Below are 17,070 nucleotides of genomic sequence, written 5' to 3' on the forward strand. Positions count from 1 at the left end.
CAGAGGAAGCCGGGAACCCAGAGTTGCGGTCACGTAGGTGACACGCGGGGCGACGACTCGGCTGGACGACATGCCGGGAAGGTTATGTCACGGTTCGGATTCTCCACAACCCGAAGGTAAACAGTCCTGCGATGAGGCGCCGGCCGCCCCGGGAAGGACTACGATTCGCTGGTGTCCCGTGCACCGTCGACGGTGAAACGGCTGCTGCTGGGCAGACCGTTCCGCAGTGACGCGCTGGGGCACACACTGCTTCCCAAACGCATCGCGCTTCCCGTGTTCGCGTCCGACGCATTGTCCTCGGTCGCCTATGCACCCGAGGAGATTTTCCTGGTCCTGTCGGTTGCAGGTCTGTCCGCCTATTCGTTCGCCCCGTGGATCGGGGTCCTCGTCGCCGTCGTTCTCGCGGTGGTAGTCGCGAGTTACCGTCAGAACGTCCATGCGTATCCGTCCGGCGGCGGGGATTACGAAGTGGCGACGAAGAACCTCGGTGCCACCGCAGGCCTGACCGTCGGTAGCGCTCTGCTCGTCGATTACGTGCTCACCGTGGCCGTGTCGATCTCCGCCGCCGCCGCCAACGTCGGCTCCGCGGTGCCGTTCGTGGCACACCACAAGGCGTTGTTCGCGGTGGGTGCCATCGTCATCCTCACCGCCGTCAACCTCCGTGGGCTTCGGGAAGCCGGGGTCGCGTTCGCAGCACCGACGTACGCGTTCATGATGTCGATTGCTGTGATGATCGGCTGGGGACTGACCCAGACCTTCGTTCTCGGGCACGATCTTCGCGCGGAATCGTCGTCCTTCGAACTCGTCGCCGAGCACTCCCCCGCAACTGCGCTCGCCTTCGCGTTCCTGCTGGCACGGGCGTTCTCGTCGGGGTGTGCTGCATTGACCGGGGTCGAAGCGATCAGCAACGGGGTGCCTGCCTTCCGGAAACCGAAATCCCGCAACGCCGCGACGACACTGCTTCTGCTCGGTGGGCTCGCGATCACCTTGTTGCTGGGGATCATTGTTCTCGCCGAGAGGATCGGGGTGGTGATCGCCGAGGACCCCACCACTCAGTTGCTGGGCGCTCCGGAGAATTACCATCAGAAGACCTTGATCGTGCAGATGGCACAGACCGTCTTTCCTGGATTCCCGCCGGCCTACTACCTCATCACGGCACTGACCGCGCTCATCCTGGTGCTGGCGGCCAACACGGCATTCAACGGTTTTCCCGTGCTCGGATCGATCCTCGCCCAAGACCGCTATCTGCCACATCAGCTCCACACCCGCGGCGATCGGCTCGCATTCAGCAACGGCATCCTGTTTCTCGCGGCGGCAGCCGGAGTGTTCATCGTGGTGTTCCATGCCGAGGTCACCCACCTGATCCAGCTCTACATCGTCGGGGTGTTCGTCTCCTTCACGCTGAGCCAGACCGGGATGGTCCGGCATTGGTCGCGGCTCCTGTCCACGGAGACCGACTCCCCGACGCGGGCACACATGCGCCGCTCACGCGCGGTGAATTCGGTGGGCGCTGCACTGACCGCCTCGGTCCTGGTGATTGTGCTGATCACGAAGTTCGTCGCAGGCGCGTGGATCGCCATCGTGGCGATGGCCGCGGTGTTCGCCACGATGAAGGCGATCCGTCGCCACTACGACAGCGTCGCCGAGGAGCTCGGGTCGGCAGAGTGGGAGGACGTTCTTCCGAGCCGCACCCATTCGATCGTCCTCGTCGGGGCGCTCCATACACCCACCCTTCGGGCCCTGGACTACGCGAAAGCCACCCGACCGGACATCCTCGAAGCCGTCACGGTCGACGTCGATACCGACGACACCCGGGCGTTGGTTCGCGCGTGGGACCGCAGCGACATCACCATTCCGTTGAAGGTGATCGATTCTCCCTATCGGGACGTCACTCGTCCTGTTCTCGATTACGTCCGACATGTCAGACGGGCATCGTCGCGTGACGTCGTTACGGTGTTCATACCCGAGTACGTCGTAGGCCATTGGTGGGAACAGATTCTCCACAACCAGAGTGCCCTGCGCCTGAAGAGCCGATTGTTGCACCAGCGGGGTGTGATGGTGACCAGCGTGCCGTGGCAGTTGCATTCTTCCGCTCGCACGAGTGAGTACGACGCCCGGTCCGCGCCCGGCGCGGTGCGCCGCGGAGTGGGTCCCGGCAACCGTCCGGAATGATGCGTTCATTGCGCTGCTCTGGCCGCTTCCGTCTCCTCCGACAACGGCACCACGAGCGCGGCCTCCCACGCGTCGACCAATGCCGACAGTTCGGCATGCGCCGGGGGTCTTCCCACGGCATCGCACCGCGACAACGCTCGGACGATGCTCTCGTACACGAACTCGAGACGCTGATCCACCACATCGGGTGGGAGGTGCCCCGCCGACATTCTCAACGTGTGGTCGGCGAGGTAGCCGTTCGACGTCGACATTGCGGCAGCCACATGCTCGGCGAGTCGGCCTTCGTCGAGCAGCCGGCCGAGCATCGCGACATAGTGGTTGCGGCGACCGAGCGTGTTGGCGAGGGGCGCTGCGACCGCCCACAGGGCCTCACGGGTAGACAGCGCGTGCCCGCCTTCGAGGTACTGCCGAACGAGCGCGCCACGTTCCGCGTCGACCGCGGGAAAGCGATGGTCGGCCACCGCGTCGAGCAATCCGTCCTTCGTTCCGAAGTAGTAGCCGATGACCGACGAATTGTGCTGACCGGCGGCCTTCCGGATGTCGGCGAGAGTGACAGCGTCGTATCCGCGCCGCGCGAACAGCTTCTCGGCGGCTTCGATCAGGCGGACGCGGGTTCGCTCTCCTGAGTTGTAACGCCCGCGACTCATCGTCATGAAAGCTGAGGTTAGTGCCGGTTACGGCGATCCGCACGGCAAGCGCACCGCCCGCAGAGACGGCCGGAGAATCGATCGGGCATGTCGAGACCGCCGGCACTACGATTCAGCCATGACCATATCTGCCGAATCCCGCATTGCCGTCGTCACCGGGGCGTCCTCCGGAATCGGAGAAGCTGCCGCACGTATTCTCGCGGCGCAGGGTTACCACGTCGTGGTGGGTGCGCGACGTCTCGATCGCCTGCAGAAGCTGGCCGACGAGATCGGCGGTACGGCGCTCGAACTGGACGTCACCGATGAGGATTCGGTAGAAGCGTTCACGACGGTTCTGCCGAGAGTGGACATGCTGGTCAACAATGCCGGTGGCGCGAAGGGTCTCGCCACGGTCCTCGACGCCGTCGAGGACGACTGGCGGTGGATGTGGGAAACCAACGTCATCGGCACCCTGCGCGTCACCAAGGCCCTGCTTCCCAAGCTCATCGAGTCGGGCGACGGACTGATCGTCACGATCACCTCGGTCGCCGCGTTCGAAGCGTACGACAACGGCTCCGGATACACGACGGCCAAGCATGCGCAAGCTGTCCTGCACCGAACGCTGCGCGGGGAGCTGCTCGGCAAACCCGTCCGTCTGACGGAGATCGCGCCCGGCGCCGTCGAAACGGAGTTTTCGCTGGTTCGCTTCGAGGGCGATCAGGAACGCGCCGACAAGGTGTACGAGGGCATCACGCCGCTCGTCGCGCAGGATATCGCGGAGATCATCGGATTCGTCGCGTCGAGACCGTCGCACGTGAACCTCGACCAGATCATTGTCAAGCCCCGTGATCAGGCAGGTGCGGGACGGTTCAACCGCACCACCGGTTGACATCGGCTTCGGCGACCCCACCGCGACGAGTGCGCCATTCGCTCAACTGGGGGCGGGCCGGCGATCAGACCAGATCAGATCACGCAGTTGACGGTCACGGGTTCGGGGTACAGCCGCACGCCGAACACGTCCTCTACACCGTCGCGCACCTCGCGGGCGAGTGCGACGAGATCCGCGGTGGTCGCCGGCCCTCGGTTGGTCAGGGCCAGAGTGTGCTTCGTCGACAAGCGCGCGGCTGCCTCGTCACCCGGGAACCCCTTCACGAACCCCGCACGTTCGATGAGCCATCCCGCCGACAGTTTCGTTCCGCCGACTGCGTCGTACCGGGGGATGCGGACATCCACACCGACACGCTCCGTGATCGCTGCGAGGACTCCCGGCAACCGGTCGTCGGACACGACCGGGTTGGTGAAGAACGAACCCGCGCTCCACGTGTCGTGGTCGTCGGGATCGAGCACCATGCCTTTGCCCCGACGCAGCGCGAGCACCTGGTCGCGCACCTGCGCAGCGGGAAGCCGCTCCCCCTCTCCGATTCCGAGCGAGGTCGCGAGTTCGCGGTAGCGGAGGGGCGCACTGGATCCGTCGGGCTGCACATCGAGTTCGATCTCGAGGACGACCGCGTCGTCGGAATGCTTGAGGACACTGGTGCGGTATCCGAGTCCGAGTGCGTCCGGACCGACCCACCTGTCGGCGCCGGTGCGGCGGTCGAGCAGTCGGACGCGCCGCAGCACCGACCCGACCTCGACACCGTATGCCCCGACGTTCTGTACGGGGGTCGCACCGGTGGAGCCCGGGATGCCGGACAGGCATTCGAGTCCGCCGAGTCCGGACGCGACGGTGCGTGCCACGACGTCGTCCCAACCGGCTCCGGCCTCCGCGCGGACCGTGGCACTGCCGATGTCCACACGCGAGTTCGAGACTTTGACGACCACACCGTCGAATCCGTCGTCGCCGATCACCAGATTCGACCCGCCCGCGAGTACCAGGGTAGGTACGTTCTCGACATCGAGGTATCGCATCACCTCGATCAATGTGTCGGTCGAGGTGCAGTCGGCAAGGAAGCGGGCGGGGCCGCCGAGCCGCAATGTCGTCAGCGTCGACAGCGGCACGGATTCAGTGACGGTGGCTCCCGCATCGACGAGCCGGGACCTGATACGTGGATCAAGCACCTGCAAACGGTAGCGTGCCGGGATATGGGCAGCCCTATCGACCACTCGACGCACTACTCGTTTCCGCCTGCGGCAGTGCATGCGGCATTCGTCGACCCGCAGTATTGGGACAGCCGCCTCGCGGAGGCCGGCGGTCCCGGCGCTGCTGTCGAAAGCGCGACGACCGGCGACGGCACGATCGAACTCGATCTCCATCAGGCGATTCCCGCCGAGCATCTCCCCGCACTGGTGACGAACATCCGTCCGGGCGATCTCGTCATCCGACGCCACGAGGCATGGGAGCGCCTCGACGGCGACCGGGCTCAGGGCCGGTTCTCCGCCGGCGTGGAGGGGATGCCGGGCAAGGTCGAGGGCACACTCGTGCTCATCCCCGATGAAGCGGGATCGATGGTGCTCATCGAGGGCACGGTCGAGGTGAAGATCCCGTTCCTCGGATCCAAGATCGAGAGCATGATCGTCGACGAACTCGTCGGCCTGTTCGAAGCGGAGAAGGCGTTCACCGCCGACTGGCTGGGACGCACCAACCTGCGGTAGCCGCGACGATTTTCCTGACCGAGGGCAGACCGGTACGCTGGCCTGCCGTGGCACGGCGCAGCGATTACTCCGCCCGCTTCCCGTTTTCGGCGGAGCGGGTCTATTCGGCGCTGTCCGACCCGGCCCATTGGGAAGCCCGCATGTCGGAGATGCGGAAGTACTCGGAGAATCACGTCGAAGCATTCACCGTCACCGAGAGCGGCATCGACCTCGTCCTCCACCATGTGATACCCCGCTCCGAACTTCCTGAGATCGCACAGACGGTACTCAAGAAGGACATGATCATCACCCGCACAGAGTCGTACGGACCGTTCGGAAGCACGACGATCGGACGTTACAAAGCATCGATCCCAGCGGGTCCGGGTAGTCTCTCCGGCACCATGACGCTGTTCGAGAACGCCCCCGGGTGCACACTGCGGACCTCGTCGGAGGCGAAGGTCACTCTGCCGTTCATCGGCGGCAAACTCGAAGAACTGATCCTCAGTAATCTCGTCGAGGTGTTCCGCACCGAGGCCGCGGTCACCGCCGACTGGCTCGCACGGCAGTAGGGCGGTGCGCGGACAGCACCCGGAAGGCGTCGTCACCCGCGGCACCACCGGGATCAATCGATTGCGTCGCAGCGACCGCTGGACACGCCACGACCCAGTTGTGACCCGTGTACTGAGACGGACGTCCGAGCCGCTCGCCGTCGACCTCGGCTACGGTGCGATGCCGGTCACCACCATCGAATGGGCAGCACGTCTACGCACGGTACGACCCGACCTGCGGGTGGTCGGCCTCGAGATCGACCCCGAGCGCGTGGTTGCGGGGCGGGGCGGGGTGGAGTTCGCCCGCGGCGGCTTCGAGCTGGCGGGCCTGCGGCCGACACTGATCCGAGCTTTCAATGTGCTTCGCCAGTATCCGGAAGAGGCCGTTGCACCGGCGTGGGAACGACTGCGGTCGGGGCTGGCGCCGGGCGGGTTGATCATCGACGGCACATGTGACGAGCTGGGTCGTCGTTGCGCGTGGGTGCTGCTCGACGAACACGGGCCGCGAACATTGACCCTGGCGTGGAGTCCGTTGCACGTCGATCGCCCTTCGGATCTCGCGGAGCGACTCCCCAAAGCCCTGATCCACCACAATGTGCCGGGCGAGCCGATCCACGCACTGCTGACGGCGGCAGACCGCGCATGGGCTACCTGCGCACCACACTCGGTGTTCGGTCCCCGGCTCCGGTGGCGGGCGACCCTGGATCTGCTCCGTGGTCAGGGGTTCGATGTACAGGAGCAACGACGCCGGGTACGCGACTGCATTCTCACCGTGCCGTGGAACGCGGTGGCACCGCGCTGAATCCGATCCTGGTCAGCCCGCCGAGAGCAATGCCAGTTCGATACGATCGGCGACGGCCGTCGGCTGGCCTGCGACGGCGGCGTGCAGCTCGTCGGCATCAGCCCGACCGAGGGTGATCGCGTCTCCGACGAGTTCGTCGAGAACCTCCTGTGACACGCCGCCCGCGGCAAGATCCACTGCGGTGCGAGCCGGCGTCGTGACCCTGAAACACCCGGCCGGTTCACAGTCGGTGGCGGCGAGTTCGCGGTGATGCAAGGCCAGTCGGTTGCTCGGAACTGTGCGCTGATCGACCGTCGACAGGTGCAGAAACCGGGGCTGCAGGTGCCCCATTCCGTGAAGGTCTGCCGCACTCTGGTGCGAGACCACGGCAGTGCCCTCGTACCAGGCGCACCATTGCGCGAACTCGTCGAACTTGGTCGGCGGGCTGTCGCAGAGGCGGAACAGTTCGTTCTCCACCCGCAGCCACTGACCGGCTTCGATCCGTGTGGAGAACTGCTCGGCCGTGATGCCGTGCCCCACAGCTTGGCGGGCGGTGAAGAAGCCGGCCTGCGTCACCGCCAGACGCCGAAGCAGCTCGTCTGCATCCGCACGTCCGGATGCACCGTACTCTGATTCCGTCCACCCAGTCATGGCGCCCACAGTACCCAAAAAATGTGTCAAAGCTCACATTAATCATGCAGTTGGTACGTGTGTGCTCATGGGATTTTCAGGCTCGTCCGGAACAATCGGCCACATGACGCAACCGAAGCGCAGTCGCCTCACCACGATCGCCGTCATCGTCATCGCCGCGCTCGTCGCGGTCCTGGTCGGCGCCGAAGTCTACGTGCGCAATCGTGCAACGACATGCCTCGCCCAGTCCTTCGAAAGTGAGCTCGGGACCGGGGTCGACGTCGGCCTGAGCTGGAAGCCGGTGCTCCTGCAACTTCTCGACCGCCAGGTACCGTCGGTGACGTTCGACAGCGACGACACCGCGTTCGGTCCCGCGCAGCAGATGCAGGTACATGCGGAGGTCCAGGACGTCGATCTGCGCGAGTCCGCCGAAGGCGCCGGGACGATCGGCAGCTCGCGTGCCGAGGTCGACTGGCCTACGAGCGGGATCCTCGCGACGGTGCAGAGTCAGCCTGCGGGCACACTCGTCACCGATGTCACCGCCGACGAGTCCGCGAACACCCTGACCTTCACCGTCGGCGGGCAGGGAATCGCCGATTTCACCGCGAGGCCGGTGGTGAACAACGGCACGGTGACGGTGGAAACCACCAACGCGTCGCTCTTCGGGATCGGATTGCCGACGGCTTTGGTCGACGGGGTGGTGGAGATCCTGACCTCGGGACTGCAGCAGTACCCGCTGGATATGCAGGCCACCGAGGTGGATGTATCCGACTCGGGCGTGCAGCTGACACTCGAGGGCGGGCGCTTCGTGATGCCGGAGATGCCGGAAGGTCAGCAACCTCAGCAACAGGGAAGCTGCGGCCTGCTCTCCTAGGACCCGGAGCAGCACCTTCAAAAAAGAATGTGACTCTCGCCATAAGAAGTACTACATTCTTGTTATGGCGAAATCACATTCTACTTCTTGTCGGCAGTATGGACTGGGGTGCGCCTCATGACCACACCTGTTCCGGACACCCTGGACGAGGCCCTGTCCCCTCGATGGCTCACGGCCGCGCTACAGCCCCGGTTCCCGGGAATCGAGGTCACCGCCGCGACGCTCGGGCCGATCGTCGATCGTGTCTCCACCAACGCGCGCTTCACGATCGAGTGCGCCGGAGGTGTTCCCGAGGGCCTGTCCCCCAACCTCTGCGTCAAGGGCTACTTCAACGAACAAGGCCGGACCACCCGCGCAGCCGGCGAGCCCGAAGCATTGTTCTACCGCGACCTCCGCGATCACATCGGAGCGCGCACTCTCCGGAGCGTCTACGCGGATTTCGATCGGGACACCCACCACGGCGTGGTGATCACCGAGGACATCGTCCCCCAGAATTGCACTTTCCTGGACGCCGGCAGCGACTACACCCCCGACCAGGTCGCAGAGAGCCTCGCCGAGTACGCGACACTGCACGCGGCGACGTGGGGCAATCCGCAGTGGGATCACCAGACGTGGCTGGCACCTCGACTCACCGGCGCCATCCGTGCAATGGGCATCGAGGAGATCACCGCACGAATCGACCGGAACCTCCACGGCCCGAACGGCGCACGCGTCCCCTTGGAGATCAAGGATGCCCCTCGCCTGGTCGCCGCCTACCAGGGCCTGGTCGACGCACTCGCTTCCGAATACGAGACGTCCGACTGGTGCGTGATTCACGGCGACGCGCACGTCGGCAACATCTACCTCGACGGGCAGAGCCGCCCGAGCCTCGTCGACTGGCAACTCGTCCAACGAGGCATGTGGTACATGGATGTCGGCACCCATATCGCGACCGCGTTGCCGCCGGAGGCACGACGCCGCACCGAAGACGACCTTCTCGCGCACTACCTCGATTGCCTCGCCTCCCGCGGCATCGCGCCACCGAAGTTCGATGCCGCACGACGCGCACTTCGGCGCGGCATGGTGCGCGGACTCTACCTCTGGGGCATCACGGTCAAGGTGGAGCCACGATTGATCGAGATCCTGCTGCACCGACTGAGCACCGCCGTCACCGATCACGACGCGTTGTCCGCCGAGTTGTTCGCGTCCCCCTGCTGATACACCGATCCGGGTATTGAATCCGAACAAGGATCGTGGCACGCTGGAAGAGAATCAGGTTCTACCTCGACATGCACTTATTGCACGCTCACGGCGGCAGCGCTCACACCACGCCACGTGCCTATATCAACCATGCATCTGCGAAAGGTGTTGTGAAAAAGTTGGTTACAAATCGACTGAGTTCGATTGTCCGCGAAGTCCCCCCACCCCTGCGCAACCACTACGAAGAACAGGGGTGGTGGACCCGCGAAACACTGGGCGAGATCCTCGCAGACGGACTCGAGAAGCACCCGGACATGGGATTTCACGTGCATTCCGCGGTCCGTCCGTACGAGGGCTCCTTCGCCGAGGTCGAGCTGGTCGCACGCAGACTCGCGGCCGGCCTGAAAGCCCGGGGTGTCGGCCCCGGCGACGTCATAGCAATGCAATTGCCGAACTGGATGGAAGCGGCCGCGACCTTCTGGGCGTCCGCCCTGCTCGGCGCGGTGACGGTGCCGATCGTCCACTTCTACGGCCCGAAGGAACTCGGCTTCATTCTCGAGGATTCCGAGCCGCGCGTGTTCATCACGGCCGCACAATTCGGCCGTATGACGTTCACGCCGGACACCAGCGCACATGTGCCGATCGTCGGCGTAGTGGGAGTCGATTTCGACGACCTGCTCGCCGACGAGCCGTTGCACGGCGTCGTCGAGGTGGACGCAGCCGCGCCCGCACTTATCGCATACACCTCGGGGACCACCCGAAACCCCAAGGGCGTCATCCACACCCACCAAACGCTCATCTGCGAGACCCGGCAGCTGATGTCGAACTACGAACCCGGTCGCGGGCGTCAGCTCACCGCGCTGCCGGTCGGACACTTCATCGGGATGCTGGGCGCGGTCCTGTTCCCCGTCCTCGACGCGATCCCGGCCGACATGTGCGATGAGTGGAACCCCACCCGGGTCATCGCACTCATGGACTCCGATGGCGTCGCAATAGGTGGTGGCCCACCGTATTTCGTCACTAGCCTGCTCGACCATCCCGATTTCCAGCCGGATCATCTGCGCTTCTTCGGCCCGATCGGCCTCGGCGGGTCCACCGTGCCGGCGTCGGTTCCACGACGGCTGGCCGATCTCGGTCTCGTCGTCACCCGCTCGTACGGGAGCACCGAACACCCGTCCGTCACCGGGTCCGCCACCAGCGCACCGGAAGACAAGCGGCTGATCACCGACGGTTGCCCACGACCGGGCGTGGAGATCCGTCTGACCGAGGATGGCGAGATCGTCACCCGCGGCCCTGATCTGTGCCTCGGCTACACCGACGAGTCCCTGACCGCACGCGCATTCGACGACGACGGCTGGTACCACACAGGCGATGTCGGAACACTCGACGACGACGGCTATCTGACCATCACCGACCGCATGTCCGACCTCATCATTCGCGGCGGCGAGAACATCGGAGCCGCAGCAGTCGAGGATACGCTGCTCACGATGGAACCGATCGCCGAAGCCATCGTCGTCGCGTCGCCGGACACCCGACTCGGCGAGCGTGTCGCAGCGGTCCTGCGACTCAAGGGTGGGCACTCGATGCCCACCCTCGACGAGGTCAAGGAGCACTTCGCGGCCGCCGGCGTAGCGCGGCAGAAATGGCCGGAAGAACTGCACCAGGTGAACGAATTCCCACGTACCGCGTCGGGGAAGGTGCAGAAGAACCGAATTCGGAAGCTGGTGGCGGACGCTGCACCACAACATGTACCGGAGGCGACACATGCCTGAAGAACAGTACGTAGTCGAACTCGATCGTGAGATCTGCATGGGATCGGGCGTCTGCGTGTCCTATGCCGCAGGCATCTTCGCAATGGGCACCGACGCTGCGGCCGAGGTGACGACCCCGATCGTGACGGATGTAGCGGATGCCGAGGTCGCCGCGTCCGGCTGTCCCACCGGCGCCATCACCATCACACGCCGCGCGGCAGGAGCCGCCAGATGACCGAACAGGAAGCGGACGTCATGCCGCGCGCATTCGACGGGGTTCGCGTGGTCGAGCTCGCGCAATGGGTATTCGTGCCCGTCGCCGCGGCACTACTCGCCGACTGGGGCGCCGACGTCGTCCGGATCGAGCCACCCGAGGGCGATCCCTACCGCGGCCTCGCGACCCAGGGCATCGGCGCCGATCGTGGCGGCCCCAACCTCTCGATGGCCCTGGCCAACCGCGGTAAGCGTTCGATCGCCCTCGATGTCCGGAGCACCGAAGGCCTCGCAGTGCTGCACGAACTGCTCGCCTCGGCGGACGTATTCATCACCAGCCTCCGTCCGGGTGCACTCGAGCGGCTCGGATTGGACACCGAGACACTGCGCCTGCGCTATCCGCGCCTGATCTACGCGCGCGGGCACGGGTTCGGCGCCCGCGGCCCCGACTCCGACAAGCCCGGGTACGACAGCTCCGCATTCTGGGCGCGGGGCGGAGTCGGTCACACGCTCACCCCGACGGAACGCGACTACCCCATCAGCCAGCGAGGCGCGATGGGCGACCGCAACGGCGCGATGGCCCTGGCATTCGGAATCTCGACCGCCCTGCACGAGCGGGAGAAGACCGGCGCGGGCACCGTCGTCGACGTCTCGTTGCTCGCCACCGCGATGTGGATGCTGTCATCCGACCTTCTCGTCGCGCTCAACGGCGGGAACGTGGCTTCGGTGACGGGCCGTGGGCCGCAGGTCAATCCGCTCACGGGGACATACCGGACCAGCGATCTTCGACACATCCAGTTGATGTTTCTCCAGGGCGATCGCTACTGGCCGGCGTTCGCCCGCCTCATCGGGCGTGACGACCTCATCGACGACCCCCGATTCGTGGATATGGCCGCTCGTCGGGAGAACAGTGCTGCATGCGTCGAGGAACTCGACGGAATCTTCGCGAAGCACACGTTGGACGAGTGGAAGCAGATCCTCGGCGAACTCGACGCGCCCTGGGCCCCGGTGCACTCGGTACACGATGTGATCGACGATCCGCAGGTTGCGGCAAACGGGTACGTCGGCGAGGTTCGTCTCGATGACGGGCATCGCTACCGTCTGCCCGCGGTTCCGGTCCAACTGGGCCAGGAGCCACCCGCCCTGCGACGGGCACCCGAGCACGGTGAGCACACCGAGGCCGTGCTGCTCGAACTCGGCTACGACTGGGAACGGATCGGGTCGCTCGCAGACAAGGGTGTGATCCCGTGAGGGCACACGAAGCGACAACCCACCGCCCTCTGCCGGTGCCCGACTCGATCTCGGCTCCGTACTGGACCGCCGCGGCGGAACACCGACTCACGTTGGCACGCTGCGTACAGTGCAACACATTCGCCCACCCTCCCGAGAGTGTGTGCCCGAACTGCGGATCCACCGATCCGGGGTTCGAATTCGTTCCGGTCAGTGGACACGGAACCGTACGGTCCTGGACGACCGTGCGGCAATCGTTCCTCCCCGGGTTCGACGATCTCCTCCCGTTCCTTCTGGTCGACGTCGAACTCACCGAGCAGACCGAGCTGCGGTTGATCGGCCGGTTGCTCGACGGTCCCGACGTCGAACTCCGGATCGGGACACCGGTCGTCGCCGCGTTCGAGCAGTTGACTCCTGAGGTGTCGGTGCCTGCGTTCGAGATCGCGTCATGAGCGGCTTCGCTCGCAACAGCGACATCAGCGGCTTCGCTCGCAGCAGCGACATCGGCGGCTTCGCTCGCAACAAGGTCGCGATCGTCGGCTACGCGCAGAGCGACATCAGGCGCACTTCCGGCCGCACGCTCGGAGCCCTGACTGTGGACGTGGCCCGCGCAGCCGTCGCAGATGCCGGACTCGAACTCGCGCAGGTGGACGGCTATGTCAGTTCGAGTCTGTTGCCGAGTTCGAGTGGTCGAGTCGCGGAGGACGGGGTCAGCACGGTGTCGTCCGCATGGCTGGCGGGACGACTCGGTGGCAGCCCTCGCTATGTGGCGGGCTTCGACGGGATCGGCCAACTCACCGGTTCGGTGTCGATGGCCGTCAACGCGATTGCCAGCGGTGCCGCCGAGTACGTCATCGTGCACCGGGCCCTGCACAACCCCACGGGGAGCTATCACGGCAATCCGATACAGGAGGTGCACGGTCCGCAGCAGTGGACCGCGCCGCAGGGCTTCTTCGGTCCGCTGGCCATGATCGCCCTGCCGTACAACGAGTACCTGCAGCGATACGGAGCAAAACCGGAGTCCATGGCCGCGGTGGTGACCGAGGCCCGCAAGAACGGTGCGCGGATCCCGTGGTCGTACTGGCACGACCGTCCACTCGACCGCGAGGAATACCTTTCCGCACCATCACTGTTCGACCCTGTACGCAGGTACGACTGCGACATTCCGGTCGACGGGGCCGCCGCGTTCGTACTCACGAGCGCCGAGCGCGCGAAAGATCTCCCCCACCCGCCGGTGTACATCGCCGGATACGCGAACGCGACACCGAGTCGACGACGACTCCCCCTCCACTGGCCGCTCGACGACATCCTCGGTGCCGGCACCGAACTGGTCCGCCGCCTCGAGGAATCCTCGGGGATCGGTATGGGAGAGATCGATCTCCCGCAGGTCTACGACGGTTTCTCCCCGTTCGTCTGGTTCTGGCTCGAATCCTTGGGCCTGTGCCCACCGGGCGAGGCGCACCGATTCGTCGAGGAAGGCGGTATCGACAGCGACCGGCCCGGTGCGATTCCGGCACTGTCGGGAGGTGGGGCGCTCGGAAACGGCCGGATGCACGGCGTCCCGCAAATGCTTGAGTGCTATCTCCAACTCTCCGGACGCGCAGGTGTCCGGGGGCGAAAAGGCATGACCACCGCCGTCGCCTGCCATTCGTCGCCGCACTACGGCGGTGCCGTGGTGTATTCCGCCGATCGCTTCTGACCCATCATCTTTCAGAATAGAAATGACACTGTTGTCTATACGAGAACTATGTTCTACTACCAACAGGGAAAAGGAGGACGAATTGAGTATCCTCACCGAACGTCGTACCTATGTGGCCGGTGAATGGGTCACCGGCGAGCAGGTCATTGCAGTCGAGAATCCGGCCGACGAAACCCACGTGGCCGATGTCAGCGCGACACCCGTCGCCGAGGTCGAACGCGCGATCCTTGCCGCCCGGACCGTCTTCGACGACGGAGTGTGGGCACAGTGCACACCCCGCCACCGCGCCCAGGTGCTGCACACGCTGATCGACCACCTCGAGGCGAACCACGAGACGCTGGTCGACACCTTGGTCGCCGAGGCTGGACAACCCGCACGATTCGCCGACGAAACCCAGTGCCGCACCGGATTATCCATAGCCCGGCAGACGATCGACCTCTACCTGTCGATGCGACACGAGGAGGCCACCTCGGTTCCGGTCGACGATCTGACACGGGGGCGGGTCGCGCTCAGCATCCTCCGGCACGAACCGATCGGGGTGGTCACCGCGATCACTCCGTACAACGCGGCACTGATCATGGCGCTGCAGAAGCTGATTCCCGCACTCATGGCAGGTAATTCGGTGATCCTGCGACCGAGTCCGCTCACTCCGCTATCGTCGCTGATCTTCGGGCACGCGGCCGACGCCGCCGGCTTGCCGCCCGGCGTGCTGAGCGTGGTCGCCGAGGAAGGCACCGAGGGCGCGCAGTTACTGACCACCCATCCCGCGGTCGACATGGTCTCGTTCACCGGATCCACCGTTGCCGGACGCAACATCATTGCGCAGGGGGCACCGACGGTGAAACGACTCTCGCTCGAACTCGGTGGCAAATCCGCACAGATCTACCTGCCCGACGCCCTCGCACGTGTCGGCATCGGCGCGATGGGCGTCGTGGCACGCACCGCCGGACAGGCCTGTGTCGCGGCCACACGCATGCTGGTTCCCGAGGAGCACAAAGAGGAGGTGCTCGAACGCGTTGCTGCCGCGTACAACTCGATCAAGGTGGGTTCCCCCACCGATCCGACCGCGCTGATGGGTCCGGTGATCAGCGCGGCACAACGAGCCAAGTGCGAGCAGTTCGTGCAACTTGCAGAGGAACAGGGCGCCAAGGTCCGGGCCGGCGGCAAGCGACCGGAAGGCCTCGATCGGGGCTACTACTTCGAGCCGACCGTCCTCGATCTGCCCAGCAATGCGAACCCGGCAGCCCAGGAGGAGATCTTCGGGCCCGTTCTCGGGGTGATCGGCTACCGCGATGTCGACGATGCGGTGCGGATCGCCAACGACAGCGTCTACGGGCTGTCCGGCCAGGTCTACGGCGCCGACACCACCGCAGCAGTCGCGGTGGCCCGCCGGATCCGGGCGGGCGCCGTCAACGTCAACACCACCGTATTCAGCGCACTCGCACCCAGCGGGGGCTACAAGCAGAGCGGACTCGGCCGCGAACGTGGACACGAGGGAATCCGCGAATTCCAGGAAGTCAAGCACATGTCGATTGGAGAGCTCCCACAATGACCACATCGAACAGCACCACGAACCTCAACCTGGACTGGCTCGTCTCGGTCGACGACCACATCCTCGAACCGCCCAATCTGTGGGTCGATCGCGTCGCCAAGAAGGACCGCGATCGTGCACCACACATGATCAAGGACGACAAGACCGGGATGGACGTCTGGGTCTACGACGGCAAGAAGTTCCCGAGCAGCGGCCTGAGCGCCGTCGCCGGCAAGTCCAAGGAGGAGTTCAGCCCCGAACCCCTCAACTACGACCAGATGCGTCCCGGTTGCTACGACCCGCTCGCCCGCGTGGAAGACATGAACAGGGCGGGCATCCTCGCGTCGCTCTCGTTTCCGACGGTCACCCGCTTCTGCGGACAGATGTTCATGGAGGCCAGCGATCGCGAGTTCGGATTCACCTGTCTGCAGGCCTACAACGACTGGCATCTCGAAGAGTGGGCGGGCGCCGCTCCAGGGCGATTCATTCCGCTGATCCTCATCCCGCTGTGGGATCCCGCCCTCGCGGCGAAGGAGATGGAACGCTGCGCGGCCAAGGGCGCCACGACATTCGCGTTCTCCGAGAACCCCGAACCACTCGGTCTGCCGACCATTCACGACAAGGATCGCTACTGGGATCCGGTCATGGCCGCAGCGAACGATCTCGAGATGGTGGTCTCGATGCACGTCGGCTCGTCGTCGACGGTGCCGCGGGTCTCGAAGGATTCTCCGTTCCTGGCCAACCTGGCATGGGGCGCGACACGCACGTCGGGAGCAATGCTGACGTGGCTGTTCAGCAGCATGTTCCAGCGCTACCCCAACCTCAAGATCGCATTGTCCGAGGGCGAGATCGGCTGGGTGCCGTACTTCCTCGAACGCGCCGAGCAGGTGCTCGACAAGCAGCGCTACTGGATCCAGCGCGGCGCGCAGTGGAGCGACCACGGCAACAACGACCTGGATCTCGACAACCTCGATGTCCGAGAAGTGTTCCGTAAGCACATCTTCGGTTGCTTCATCGAAGATCACCACGGCATCGCCAGCATCGACGAGATCGGTGAGGACAACATCATGTGCGAGACCGACTACCCGCACTCGGATTCCACCTGGCCCAACTGCATCTCGGTGGCCAAGAAGCAGATAGAGCACCTGACGACCGAGCAGCAGTACAAGATTCTGCGCGGCAACGCCGAGCGTCTGTACCGTTTCACCCCGGCACAGCCCCCTGTCCTGGCCGGTGTCTGACGTTGCTGCGGCGGAACAGGACTA

General features: G+C 65.2%; 17 protein-coding genes. 14 read left to right on the forward strand and 3 right to left on the reverse strand.

Annotation, left to right across the window (positions count from 1 at the left end; translation table 11 throughout):
* Nucleotides 1–171 precede the first annotated feature (171 nt).
* On the forward strand, nt 172–2,172 hold the full coding sequence (locus ACZI8W_RS16680) for an APC family permease (RefSeq protein WP_463369616.1): 2,001 nt from the start codon (nt 172–174) through the stop codon (nt 2,170–2,172).
* A 5-nt stretch (nt 2,173–2,177) separates the two neighbouring features.
* Here ACZI8W_RS16680 and ACZI8W_RS16685 read toward each other — a convergent pair whose 3' ends face one another.
* A complete protein-coding gene (locus tag ACZI8W_RS16685; protein ID WP_463369617.1) occupies nt 2,178–2,825 on the reverse strand; it encodes a TetR/AcrR family transcriptional regulator in 648 nt (215 codons plus the stop codon).
* 112 nt (nt 2,826–2,937) lie between these two features.
* On the opposite strand from ACZI8W_RS16685, the gene ACZI8W_RS16690 reads away from it, so the two are divergent.
* Nucleotides 2,938–3,687 (forward strand): SDR family NAD(P)-dependent oxidoreductase, encoded by a 750-nt coding sequence (locus tag ACZI8W_RS16690; protein WP_463369618.1) that lies wholly within the window; start codon nt 2,938–2,940, stop codon nt 3,685–3,687.
* Between the two features lie 74 nt (nt 3,688–3,761).
* Here ACZI8W_RS16690 and ACZI8W_RS16695 read toward each other — a convergent pair whose 3' ends face one another.
* Complete coding sequence (locus ACZI8W_RS16695) at nt 3,762–4,856, reverse strand: UDP-N-acetylmuramate dehydrogenase (RefSeq protein ID WP_463369619.1); 1,095 nt, start codon at nt 4,854–4,856, stop codon at nt 3,762–3,764.
* A 24-nt stretch (nt 4,857–4,880) separates the two neighbouring features.
* Here ACZI8W_RS16695 and ACZI8W_RS16700 point away from each other — a divergent pair, with 24 nt between their 5' ends.
* From ACZI8W_RS16700 to ACZI8W_RS16710, 3 genes are read left to right on the forward strand one after another with little or no spacing between them, the layout of a single operon-like run.
* A complete protein-coding gene (locus ACZI8W_RS16700; RefSeq protein WP_463369620.1) occupies nt 4,881–5,390 on the forward strand; it encodes a DUF2505 domain-containing protein in 510 nt (169 codons plus the stop codon).
* 47 nt (nt 5,391–5,437) lie between these two features.
* Nucleotides 5,438–5,938, forward strand: a complete 501-nt coding sequence (locus ACZI8W_RS16705; protein WP_463369621.1) for a DUF2505 domain-containing protein — start codon at nt 5,438–5,440, stop codon at nt 5,936–5,938.
* A gap of 4 nt (nt 5,939–5,942) precedes the next feature.
* On the forward strand, nt 5,943–6,719 hold the full coding sequence (locus tag ACZI8W_RS16710; protein ID WP_463369622.1) for an O-methyltransferase: 777 nt from the start codon (nt 5,943–5,945) through the stop codon (nt 6,717–6,719).
* A 12-nt stretch (nt 6,720–6,731) separates the two neighbouring features.
* Here ACZI8W_RS16710 and ACZI8W_RS16715 read toward each other — a convergent pair whose 3' ends face one another.
* Nucleotides 6,732–7,349: a type IV toxin-antitoxin system AbiEi family antitoxin domain-containing protein gene (locus ACZI8W_RS16715; RefSeq protein WP_463369623.1), complete on the reverse strand. Its 618-nt coding sequence runs from the start codon at nt 7,347–7,349 to the stop codon at nt 6,732–6,734.
* Between the two features lie 103 nt (nt 7,350–7,452).
* Here ACZI8W_RS16715 and ACZI8W_RS16720 point away from each other — a divergent pair, with 103 nt between their 5' ends.
* The 9 genes from ACZI8W_RS16720 (at nt 7,453) to ACZI8W_RS16760 (ending at nt 17,046) form a co-directional block, all read left to right on the forward strand.
* Nucleotides 7,453–8,202 (forward strand): LmeA family phospholipid-binding protein, encoded by a 750-nt coding sequence (locus ACZI8W_RS16720; protein ID WP_463369624.1) that lies wholly within the window; start codon nt 7,453–7,455, stop codon nt 8,200–8,202.
* A gap of 117 nt (nt 8,203–8,319) precedes the next feature.
* Entirely contained in the window at nt 8,320–9,399 is a 1,080-nt protein-coding gene (locus ACZI8W_RS16725) for a phosphotransferase family protein (protein WP_463369625.1), read from the forward strand.
* A 161-nt stretch (nt 9,400–9,560) separates the two neighbouring features.
* Nucleotides 9,561–11,153, forward strand: a complete 1,593-nt coding sequence (locus tag ACZI8W_RS16730; RefSeq protein WP_463369626.1) for an AMP-binding protein — start codon at nt 9,561–9,563, stop codon at nt 11,151–11,153.
* Nucleotides 11,146–11,367: a ferredoxin gene (locus ACZI8W_RS16735; RefSeq protein WP_463369627.1), complete on the forward strand. Its 222-nt coding sequence runs from the start codon at nt 11,146–11,148 to the stop codon at nt 11,365–11,367. The genes ACZI8W_RS16730 and ACZI8W_RS16735 overlap by 8 nt, the downstream gene beginning before the upstream one ends.
* Entirely contained in the window at nt 11,364–12,596 is a 1,233-nt protein-coding gene (locus tag ACZI8W_RS16740; RefSeq protein WP_463369628.1) for a CaiB/BaiF CoA transferase family protein, read from the forward strand. The genes ACZI8W_RS16735 and ACZI8W_RS16740 overlap by 4 nt, the downstream gene beginning before the upstream one ends.
* 35 nt (nt 12,597–12,631) lie before the next feature.
* Entirely contained in the window at nt 12,632–13,027 is a 396-nt protein-coding gene (locus ACZI8W_RS16745; protein WP_463369771.1) for a Zn-ribbon domain-containing OB-fold protein, read from the forward strand.
* The gene (locus ACZI8W_RS16750; RefSeq protein ID WP_463369629.1) at nt 13,024–14,274 is read left to right on the forward strand and encodes a thiolase family protein; all 1,251 of its coding nucleotides are present in this window, start codon (nt 13,024–13,026) and stop codon (nt 14,272–14,274) included. The genes ACZI8W_RS16745 and ACZI8W_RS16750 overlap by 4 nt, the downstream gene beginning before the upstream one ends.
* Nucleotides 14,275–14,356: 82 nt before the next feature.
* Nucleotides 14,357–15,826 carry an aldehyde dehydrogenase family protein gene (locus tag ACZI8W_RS16755; RefSeq protein ID WP_463369630.1) on the forward strand — a complete coding sequence of 490 codons (1,470 nt, stop codon included), beginning with the start codon at nt 14,357–14,359 and terminating at the stop codon, nt 15,824–15,826.
* Nucleotides 15,823–17,046: an amidohydrolase family protein gene (locus tag ACZI8W_RS16760; RefSeq protein ID WP_463369631.1), complete on the forward strand. Its 1,224-nt coding sequence runs from the start codon at nt 15,823–15,825 to the stop codon at nt 17,044–17,046. The genes ACZI8W_RS16755 and ACZI8W_RS16760 overlap by 4 nt, the downstream gene beginning before the upstream one ends.
* Nucleotides 17,047–17,070: the final 24 nt, after the last annotated feature.

The organism is Rhodococcus ruitaii (genome assembly GCF_055230935.1).

Bases quoted from the DNA above. Each gene is read 5' to 3' on its own strand.
- ACZI8W_RS16740 (WP_463369628.1), top strand. From the start codon at position 11,364: ATGACCGAACAGGAAGCGGACGTCATGCCGCGCGCATTCGACGGGGTT.
- ACZI8W_RS16685 (WP_463369617.1), bottom strand. From the start codon at position 2,825: ATGACGATGAGTCGCGGGCGTTACAACTCAGGAGAGCGAACCCGCGTC.
- ACZI8W_RS16690 (WP_463369618.1), top strand. From the start codon at position 2,938: ATGACCATATCTGCCGAATCCCGCATTGCCGTCGTCACCGGGGCGTCC.
- ACZI8W_RS16720 (WP_463369624.1), top strand. From the start codon at position 7,453: ATGACGCAACCGAAGCGCAGTCGCCTCACCACGATCGCCGTCATCGTC.
- ACZI8W_RS16760 (WP_463369631.1), top strand. From the start codon at position 15,823: ATGACCACATCGAACAGCACCACGAACCTCAACCTGGACTGGCTCGTC.
- ACZI8W_RS16725 (WP_463369625.1), top strand. From the start codon at position 8,320: ATGACCACACCTGTTCCGGACACCCTGGACGAGGCCCTGTCCCCTCGA.
- ACZI8W_RS16700 (WP_463369620.1), top strand. From the start codon at position 4,881: ATGGGCAGCCCTATCGACCACTCGACGCACTACTCGTTTCCGCCTGCG.
- ACZI8W_RS16715 (WP_463369623.1), bottom strand. From the start codon at position 7,349: ATGACTGGGTGGACGGAATCAGAGTACGGTGCATCCGGACGTGCGGAT.
- ACZI8W_RS16735 (WP_463369627.1), top strand. From the start codon at position 11,146: ATGCCTGAAGAACAGTACGTAGTCGAACTCGATCGTGAGATCTGCATG.
- ACZI8W_RS16750 (WP_463369629.1), top strand. From the start codon at position 13,024: ATGAGCGGCTTCGCTCGCAACAGCGACATCAGCGGCTTCGCTCGCAGC.